Genomic DNA, 3,648 nt, shown 5'->3' on the forward strand with positions numbered 1-3,648 from the left:
ATTTCGGACACCTGCCTTCTCTCAATTAGTTTACACAATCAAGATTTTTGTGTCCACTTTTTCATACTAACACCAGATTAACCTAAACTTCTTTTTATTGATATATATTATAATCTTTTACATTCTTTCCAACAAAGCAGACACATTTTATGATATAATTTCAATATATTGATTAAAAGGACTGATGAATTTATGAAATATACTTACTTGTTTAAAGATCCTTATATAGGTAAAACTATTCTGAAAAAAATAAATGTTCTTTTTAATTCCATTCATACACGCCCCGGAATGTATTTGGGCAGTAACATTTCACTGGATATCCTGAATATGTATATTTTAGGAATAGGTACTAATCTTGAATACAACAGGGAAAGTCCCGCTGATTCCAAAATTTCCGCTTTCTATTTCAGAAACCTTCATGATTTTTCTCATAAATGGTGCTTGGAAAAACATTCTGTTTATATTACCGGTACTATAGGATTTTCAGGCGTTTTGTCAAGAATATTCGGAAATAATATTATAGGTTTGGATTATTTTTTTGATATGTGGAATGATTATATAAACGAAAGATATTATGAGAATGAAAATACTAAAAGTACTCTTCCGTACTATCAGATGAAAGATACAGAAGTTTCGGAAAATGACCTGATGAAACTTTTTTATTTGCTTAACAGAGATCATTCAGAAATAACAGTTTATCTTTTCAAAGAAAGCTGTTTTCAGCATATAAAAGTATACAAAGATAAAAAAGAAATGATACTTCCAAAGGAAGCTCTTCTTATAATGCACGATTTTTTTTATGAAAACTTTGAATACGGAATATATTCTTTGAGACTGGCTGATAATAAACTGTTAACTAAGGAGACTAACTCCAAATTACTTATTTCTGATAAATCCCTGTCTTTAAACGACTCTGCCCGTTTATGGGAAAAACATAATCTGTAAAAAATTAATTATTACATAAAAAGCCGTCATAATCTGACGGCTTTCAAAATATTATACTATTATTTTCCCGTTTTTCATTACAAGAATATCATCCAGATATAAATCCGGCTTTAGAATAACACCGTCCATATGACAGTCAGCTTTCACAGTTCCGCCGAAGGAAGTATTCGTACCAAAAGCAATATGTACTGTCCCGTAGACTTTCTCATCTTCCAGTATTATTCCGCATAATATTGCACTTTTATTTGTTCCTATCCCAAGCTCACCAAGAGATGAATTATTTTCATTCTCCAAAAGTATAGATATTTTTTCGGAATTTTTACCTGTTATTTCTTTCAAAAGACCGTTTTCTATTTTCATATATAAAGGAGTGTCCAGCTTTCCTATTCCCACCATACTTCCATCTATTATCATTTCACCGTTTGCAGTGCCTTCCACAGGTGCTATATAAGCTTCACCTGACGGAAGATTCCCCGCGGTTCCTTTTTTATCATATACACCGGTACTCGGCACCCCGTTACGTGACTCCAGACTCATTGACAAAGTATACTCCCCTTTTACTATCTTCGCACTCTTAGCTTTAGTAAGCATATCTGTCATTCTGAGGGTCAGTTTTTCTACTTCATCATAATCAGCAGTTATCGCACCTTTGGAAAACATCTCTTCTGTAATTCCGGGCATTGTTGCTACTCTTACACCATTCTTCACTGCATTTATCCTTGCATTTGTATGTGTCATCGAGACTGTCGTAGGACAGATTACCACATCTGCATTCAGCATAGCTTTTGCTGTTATTTCATCAGGCTCTTCCCCGCTTACTTTTCCGGGCATACTCATCAAAAGAAAAGGTTTTGCCCCGACATTTTTTACTGCTTCAAATAAAGCCTGTCCCATTTTGAGTTTGTTTTCATCAGTTACTATTAATACCTTTTCGTCTTTTTGTATTTTAAGACATTTTTCTACCACGGTTTTACTGCCTTGTGATAAATCCATTTTCTACCTCCATCCTCCTGTTAATTCTGTTACTACTCTTGCTACAAGAGTTCTTGATAAAACTACAGGTTTTCCAGTAATTTTTTCTACCTCCTGTTTCATACTTTTATCATATCCTATACAATCAAGTACAATTATATCCACATTTTCTGCTTTTAATTTTTCCGCAGCTTTCCTTATACCTTCTATTTCTTTATACGGTGAAGCTGCCTCTGCACTCACATGCACTCCTGTTTCCGTCCATTTTTCTGACATCTGCACTATCTGATCTTCTTCTGGAACTATTACTCCTATTCTTCCATTCACAGCAAAATCAGGCACAAGAGAGTACATTATTTTCTGCGGGTAAATAAGCGGTATTTTTGAAGTCAGAAGACTCCCGAAATATCCCGTACAAATAACTATTATCAATTCTGCTCCCTGTTTTTCCAGATTATTTATACAGTTTTGCAGTAAAGGAATTATGTATGACTTGCCGAATTTTACATGTGATCCGTCATTTAGTTTTGATACCAGAACATAATCATTTTTATCCGGTATAAATTTTTCTATTTCTTCCCTTGTCAGTCCGTCAAGAGCTCCTGCTTCGAGAACTGTAACATTCTCTCCGAGAATTTCCTTCATTTCAGGAATTACATCTGTTCTTGGTGACTGACCTATTGTTATTGCACCTATTTTTCTTTTCATACTCCGCTCCTATTTTCCAAAAGTTTGAAAATGCTTCATTTCTCCGTATTTACTTATAATTTTATCAAATTCTTCTTTATCATAAAAATCACATTGATTTCTTCCAAATGCTTTTGCTACTTCAAGACTGAACCTTGCTGCAGATTCCATGTCTGTAAAATGGCTTGCTCCTGTGGCACATCCCGGTACAGGCACTTCTGTTGTTATTGCCACTCCCACTACAGGAGCTGATGTAGCAGTAGCAGGCTGAAGTATGCTGTTCAAATGATAAAGATCATTTCCATACGGCGTTATGTCCTGTATTGAAAGCGGGAATACCGCCGGAAGTTTTCCTGTTGTTATTTCCATAAATGTAAGAAGATCATTGCTTACTTTAAGAATATAACCCTCTTTTACAGTTGGTGATATTGCAAATCCTCTTGTATTAATAACTTTGTTTCCTTTAGTAGTATCAATAGACAAAATTGCATCCATTTCATCATTTACTTCTTCTCTGTTTACAGTAGCCATATCAACAGGCGATCCCATAAACGGCACCGGCTCATGAGGCTGTGTAGGCGCGTCAGGACATATATGTGTTCCTACTATTACATCCCCTTCAAGAAAGTCACCTTTATTCTGCATATCCAGAATTTTAGCTGCTACAGAAAGGGCTACCATTGCTCCATCAGCATCTGATACCATTCCTGTCATTACTGGTCTTGCTCCAATACCTCCAAGTCTTCCCAATATTCCAATGGTAGGAGCATTACCTCCCTTACTTTTTCCGTTTTTTCCCTCTATTTTTATTTTCACAAAATCCGTAGAGCCTTTTTCACCGGTTATTTTTTTTACATCTATATTTTTACCGCCGTAAGTTTCCAAAAGTTCCTTTACCAGCTGACCGCTTGCATCTGCACGGTCAATTACTTCATATACATCCATTAACTGTTTTAATAACACTTTATTTACCTCCTTGTATAATATGTTTGTAGTTAAAAAAGCTAAATTAACTACTTAAAATCTTTGTTACTTTATGTAATA

Annotated in this window: 4 protein-coding genes; 1 reads left to right on the plus strand and 3 read right to left on the minus strand. The window is 35.0% G+C overall.

Annotated elements, in window-relative coordinates; translation table 11 throughout:
• The first annotated feature begins 192 nt into the window (after nucleotides 1–192).
• Nucleotides 193–945: a two-component system regulatory protein YycI gene (locus NK213_RS19160; protein ID WP_253352308.1), complete on the plus strand. Its 753-nt coding sequence runs from the start codon at nucleotides 193–195 to the stop codon at nucleotides 943–945.
• Nucleotides 946–996: 51 nt separating this feature from the next.
• Here NK213_RS19160 and NK213_RS19165 read toward each other — a convergent pair whose 3' ends face one another.
• From NK213_RS19165 to NK213_RS19175, 3 genes are read right to left on the minus strand one after another with little or no spacing between them, the layout of a single operon-like run.
• Nucleotides 997–1,938 carry an aminopeptidase gene (locus NK213_RS19165; protein WP_253352310.1) on the minus strand — a complete coding sequence of 314 codons (942 nt, stop codon included), beginning with the start codon at nucleotides 1,936–1,938 and terminating at the stop codon, nucleotides 997–999.
• A gap of 3 nt (nucleotides 1,939–1,941) precedes the next feature.
• Nucleotides 1,942–2,625 (minus strand): AroM family protein, encoded by a 684-nt coding sequence (locus tag NK213_RS19170; RefSeq protein WP_253352312.1) that lies wholly within the window; start codon nucleotides 2,623–2,625, stop codon nucleotides 1,942–1,944.
• A gap of 9 nt (nucleotides 2,626–2,634) precedes the next feature.
• Complete coding sequence (locus NK213_RS19175) at nucleotides 2,635–3,567, minus strand: DUF1177 family protein (protein ID WP_253352314.1); 933 nt, start codon at nucleotides 3,565–3,567, stop codon at nucleotides 2,635–2,637.
• Between the last annotated feature and the right edge of the window lie 81 nt (nucleotides 3,568–3,648).

Source organism: Sebaldella sp. S0638 (assembly GCF_024158605.1).
Classification (GTDB): domain Bacteria; phylum Fusobacteriota; class Fusobacteriia; order Fusobacteriales; family Leptotrichiaceae; genus Sebaldella.